Source organism: Syntrophaceticus schinkii (assembly GCF_000946815.1).
Taxonomy (GTDB): domain Bacteria; phylum Bacillota; class DSM-12270; order Thermacetogeniales; family Thermacetogeniaceae; genus Syntrophaceticus; species Syntrophaceticus schinkii.
In genome coordinates this window covers 1-4,855 of record NZ_CDRZ01000096.1, presented here as the reverse complement: position 1 = coordinate 4,855, position 4,855 = coordinate 1, and the positions used below count along the sequence as shown (strand labels likewise).

General features: G+C 39.3%; 5 protein-coding genes and 1 pseudogene. 2 read left to right on the top strand and 4 right to left on the bottom strand.

Annotated features, from left to right (window positions below; genetic code table 11):
* The coding region (locus tag SSCH_RS05420; RefSeq protein WP_198142188.1) for a transposase at positions 1-720 on the top strand (720 nt) is incomplete at its 5' end.
* A 59-nt stretch (positions 721-779) separates the two neighbouring features.
* Here the strand turns inward: SSCH_RS05420 and SSCH_RS05415 are convergent.
* The 4 genes and pseudogenes from SSCH_RS05415 to SSCH_RS05400 all read right to left on the bottom strand — a co-directional run.
* The gene (locus SSCH_RS05415) at positions 780-1,100 is read right to left on the bottom strand and encodes a HepT-like ribonuclease domain-containing protein (RefSeq protein WP_198142187.1); all 321 of its coding nucleotides are present in this window, start codon (positions 1,098-1,100) and stop codon (positions 780-782) included.
* Positions 1,101-1,173: 73 nt separating this feature from the next.
* Positions 1,174-1,467 carry a nucleotidyltransferase family protein gene (locus SSCH_RS05410; protein WP_044664582.1) on the bottom strand — a complete coding sequence of 98 codons (294 nt, stop codon included), beginning with the start codon at positions 1,465-1,467 and terminating at the stop codon, positions 1,174-1,176.
* 912 nt (positions 1,468-2,379) lie between these two features.
* Entirely contained in the window at positions 2,380-3,276 is an 897-nt protein-coding gene (locus SSCH_RS05405; RefSeq protein ID WP_044664581.1) for a nucleotidyl transferase AbiEii/AbiGii toxin family protein, read from the bottom strand.
* Positions 3,276-3,833: pseudogene (locus SSCH_RS05400) on the bottom strand (type IV toxin-antitoxin system AbiEi family antitoxin domain-containing protein); the annotation flags it as partial. The gene SSCH_RS05405 and the pseudogene SSCH_RS05400, both read right to left, overlap by 1 nt.
* Positions 3,834-4,266: 433 nt before the next feature.
* Between SSCH_RS05400 and SSCH_RS05395 the strand changes: the two are divergent.
* The gene (locus SSCH_RS05395; protein ID WP_044664583.1) at positions 4,267-4,605 is read left to right on the top strand and encodes an ATP-binding cassette domain-containing protein; all 339 of its coding nucleotides are present in this window, start codon (positions 4,267-4,269) and stop codon (positions 4,603-4,605) included.
* The last annotated feature ends 250 nt before the right edge of the window (positions 4,606-4,855 follow it).

Below are 4,855 nucleotides of genomic sequence, written 5' to 3'. Positions count from 1 at the left end.
TTAGAAAAATACCGTTTACAAAATGAAAATACCGTAAAATTTAATTTGCCAGTTACTTTTGATAACGATACAACCACTAAATTCGCCAATTTTGGCCCTGTAGAATCTTTTAAACAGGCAATTGGTTTCAAGGAACTTATCAAAAGCACTTTTACCATGCGCAAAGCACCTAACAGCAAATATCAGTCTCAAGAAATGCTCGATTTTCTGGTTGATGCTCAAATTCTTGGTCTATCTCGATTCGAGCACATCAATGATTTACGTTACGACCCGGGTTACCTGAAAATCAAAGGCGATATTGAATGCCCTGAGGAATCAGCATTCAGACGGTTATTTAAGACATTGGAAATTGAATCCCTTGAAGAATTACGCTCTATCAACCAACAATTAATAGCACTGCATTCCCGGACAAAGGAACCAACTGAGATATGGCTGGACTGCGATGATACAGTTATTACCCTCCATGGCAACCAGGAAGGCGGTGAGGCAGGCTATAACCCTCGTTATCACGGCCGTCCGTCTATCAAGGCCAAGGCTTGTTTTATTGCTGAAACTGCAGAATTAGTCAATCTAAAAGCATATGGTGGTAAGGCTCACAGTAACGGCGAATTCCTTAATTTCTTCAAAGAGGCAGAGGAACAATTACCCCATAACTACGTACCCAAAGGTGTAAGAATGGATAAAGGCTTTTTTAACGAAAAAAAACTTCGAATACTTTGAATCCCGTACCCTTTTATATGTCTGTAAAGCCCCGATGCGAAGTGGTTTAAAAAAGATCGTTAATTGCCTAAATGAACAAAACCTTTGGCAGGAGCTGGATGAATGTTACAGCATTGCTGAACTAACAGTCCCGTTACCAAGCTGGAACAAGGCCAGACGGTGATGTCTTGTTGAACTGTTTTCCATAATACGTTCAAGTCTACACCAAAGTAATCGTGCACAAGCACATCACGCATACCAGCATTCTCTCTCCAGGGAATATCTTTATACTTATCTGTAATTGAACTCGGGATTTTTTTTGTTGCCTCCCCAATAATCTCAATAGCCTTTCTCGTTGCATAAATAGTTTTTAGATCATGAATAAATTCGTTTTTAATCATACCATTGATAAATGTTTCGATGGCATAAATCGAGTCAAAATGTCCTTTAAATAATCCTCATAGTGGCGCTTGATCATATATAGATCACTTCTTCCAGAATGCGCTCCCCAATTTTCGGTTTTAATACCGTTTTCAGAACTAAATCTACATCTTTACCTAATATTTCGCATAATTGATATTTTAAGGCTACGAATTTGAGAAGACCTATCGGTTCATTGAATTCAACCAAAATATCAACATCACTATTCTTATCCTGATCACCACGAACAAAAGAGCCGAATACCCCCAAAGTATTGACCCCATATTGCTCTTGGAGAAGCGGCTTATTATCCCTAAGACTGGTTAAAAACAACTCCAACTCACTCAAAAAAAGCACCTCCAAACTAATGTAGCTAAGATGTCCCGCCCTTTAGGCTAAACTCTTCTTTTTATTATATCAAGAATAGGATAATATTAACAGCACAGCTTAGATCGCCTATCCAATCTTTTCCTCAACCCCGCGGCCATAGATGCGGCCATCTCTAACGTAACCCGACATTCAGTTAGTGCAATAACAAAAAACCCCGCAATCTCTTGCGGGATCTATCTTTTCTCCATTATTACCATATTTAATAAAGTGGTTGGCGCTGCATAGGTAAGGGGGAAGCAAAGGAAGCAAAAAGAACGTCCCCTTGCTTCCCCACCATGCTTGCTACATACTTTACGAGACACAAAATCAACACGATTGATCTTGCCATAGATAAATCTATGATTGCATACTAAAAACGATGCTAGTTCCAGTAATGAACATTATGTAATAAGGCCGGACACTCTGCGTGGGAATGTGGTGCTCTTGCCAAGGGCTGCCTACCCGCAGGTTGGGTGGTGGGTTTTATTCTTCTCAAATATCACACACAGTACTGTCCGCGAGTATTCGACAAAATGCGGGTGGTACCCGGTGCCGTTGCGAGGGGGGGCGCTTTTCCCCCCGAGCTTGCCGTGACCTCTTGCAGAAATTTGAATCTGAGCTGCATGTAAATTCCCTCCCTATGGACAAGGTCAATCTCTGCCGACAAGAATACGAGCGGAGAAAAACGGAGCGTATTGGCGGTGAGAATTGCAACATCAAATAAAGTGTGAGCGGTAACATAATACCCAAGGAATAAACAGGAAAAACCCAATAACCTTGCACATGGATGAAGTAAATATACCGACGTCCTACAGATCAGACAGAAATAGCAAGAGGTATTTCTAATGATTAAAAACTAAAAAAGCAAACCACTTACAGCTTGTTTCATGATTAAATATATCTTCTTTCTTTACAACTCCAATCCTTAAAGAATTCACCATTCAAAGTTATTGATTCATATGGTGGCAGCACAAAATCGATAATTACATCAACAACCTCTTTAAAGCTTAATTCATATTTTAATATTTTCTTGCAGAAATTATCCCACCGCTTCAGGATGTCGTCATCCTCGGCCAGTCTAGAGATTATAGCAACAGAATCCTTTTCATATGGTGTCCCTCGATTAGACAGAGTTTCATAAATTGCTTCTTGCAGCATTCTACCATCAAAGTCAAATGTTGTAGCCAAATAATATATATCGTAAAAATCCTTCATGCGTCCTGTAGCTTCCATTAAAACGATAATGGCATCTAGTTTTTCAGCTACTGTAGATTCTAAAGAATAGGTTAAGATTCTAGGCTTCTCAAACCCCGGCAAAATTACCGGCAGGATTCTTTCAACTGCAGAGGGCACAATAACATCTCCAACTCCAAAATCAATCCTAAATGGCGTTCTTGTCTTTCCCATATAGCCGATAAGATTAACTCTAACACCGTGGTAATCCTTAATCTCACTGATTATCTCTGAACTTCTGATTTCAAATTTCATGTAGCCGTGTTGGCCGGGTAAAGAAATTAATTCCCTAACAAGCGCCTCTATGGCATCTGCGCTATTTGCATAATTATTTAATTGATAATCTGCATCAACTGTTGGCCTTATAGTAAATTCACTGAGTGCATATAGTAAAAAGCCTCCCTTAAGAATGAGTTTATTCCTATAGCGGGAGCGAGAAAGCCTTCGAATAAACTCTTCCTGATAAAAAAGGTTTAGCAATTGGTGCAATTGAATACCTTGTCTTTTTGACTCGTTTTTCAGCCTGGCAAGCACCGATGCTGCTTTATCAGCCATCACAACCACACTCCAATATATGTCTGCACCTTGTTTTTAATATTAAATATTTTAGCGTACTCAAACAGCTTCCTTATGTTTTTCTTTCGGTCCTTCACATAGCGTTGGATCGCATTACTAAATACCTCTTTTTCGAGTTTTTTTTCGTAACGAAGAACATCGCATATGGTCCGATCCCGATCAAATATTTTAACAGTTACCCCTTCCATTTGTATTTTATCTATACCAACTTCAAGGAATTTGGGCTCCAGATAATAGGGCTCTATTATAGGATAATCAATCTCATACTGTGTTTTTGTGCTGTTTTTATTTACCGCTATTTGCCATGCTGTAGGTATCCGATCTGTATAACTATAATACACCAATGCACTTTCAAGAAATATTACGGCTTGTGGAAACAGCCGTGCTATAACAACCTCTTCCCGGCTAACATAATCAGTCAGCTCGTAAAAGCCACGTTTGATCTTTGAAATCACTCCTTCATCCAGAAGGTTTTTTATTTGGCGGCTCGAAAACCCCAGTTGATTAAGCTCTGCTGTTTTGAGTACGCCTCCACGCTTCTTGAATTCTTTTTTTTAGTGCTCCAATTATAACCATTATGCACCTCATAACCCGCCCCCATTTTTAGAAGCGGCCTTTTAAGTGCATTTTACCATGATATTACTACCCTTTCCATAGAAAAGTGGAATATTTTATGCCCCGGGTGACAGAGGGACGGGGGTCGTGTCACCGTTCTGGATGACATGACCCCCGTCCCTCTGTCACCCTGAAGGGTATTTTTTGTTTTGAAAACGAATCTTGATTATTGGGAACTTATTGTGTGTGGACAAGGAGATTGTCAATGTCGTAGACAAACTGGTTGACCCCATGCTTACATATTATTGTATATTTTCAATTTCTATCTATCTCTTAATTAATCAATGATTATGAAATTCTAAGAATGAGCGAGTATGAGTGAGAAAAACTTATTATATGGAGGGAGGAAGAGTAATGAGAACTGCATTTAATGTAGAAAATCTGCGCTTTAAATATCCTACTTCGAAAGCTGAAACGATAAAGGGAATTACTTTTGATGTATATGAAGGCGAGATTTTTGGGTTTCTTGGCCCATCAGGAGCGGGCAAATCCACTACCCAGAAAATTATGATCAAGCTGCTTGAGGATTACTCAGGAAGTATTAAGTATTTCGGCAATGATTTAATATCAATCGGCAAGTCATTTTATGAGGAAGTCGGCGTTGGATTTGAGATGCCTGTTCACTTTTCCAAAATGACCGCAATTGAGAACATGAAGTACTTTTCAAGATTTTATCCTGAAATCGGCAAGTAAATAGCTTCACAGTGGTCAACAGTACCTGAATCCGTATTAATAACCAGATGTATCCAAATATCCTAATCACATTTACCCTACTGCTTTTTTATCCGCTAATTAACCGGAAAATGAGTAACATTAACCACCACCCTGTTTCCGATAGGATGTTTTGAGATCCGTATCTTGTTTATAATACAGTCTTATTTGTCGTGTTTCAGCATCTTATAGGGTACAGCCGTTGGACTACCAGGTAAAGAAATTCCCCCAG